This window comes from Rhizobium ecuadorense, from assembly GCF_001187535.1.
Taxonomy (GTDB): Bacteria; Pseudomonadota; Alphaproteobacteria; order Rhizobiales; family Rhizobiaceae; genus Rhizobium; species Rhizobium ecuadorense.
Genome location: NZ_LFIO01001441.1, coordinates 1 through 253, shown reverse-complemented (window position 1 = coordinate 253; position 253 = coordinate 1). Strand labels below are relative to the sequence as shown.

Genomic DNA, 253 nt, shown 5'->3' with positions numbered 1-253 from the left:
GCTGTTTCTTGTTGAATGAAGACCGCGGCCACACACGCTGCCACATCAAGCCTGTATCGATGGGGAGCGCGACGAAGTGGTCGACTTGGCCCGCTCCCCGAGTTGAAGACACCACACTAAACCGACTGAAGGAGGACGTGTCGCTTCTTGCCAATTGATAGCCGGATCACGCCGTCCTGGATGTCGGAGTCGCAAAGCCGCATTGCCTCGTCGTTTACACCGCCACCGTTCACCCGAACTCTCTTATACACAT

At 56.5% G+C, this 253-nt stretch carries 1 pseudogene; it reads right to left on the bottom strand.

Features of this window, described 5'->3' with window-relative positions:
• Positions 1-116: 116 nt before the first annotated feature.
• Positions 117-253 (bottom strand): annotated as a pseudogene (locus AF337_RS45765) (tyrosine--tRNA ligase); the annotation flags it as partial.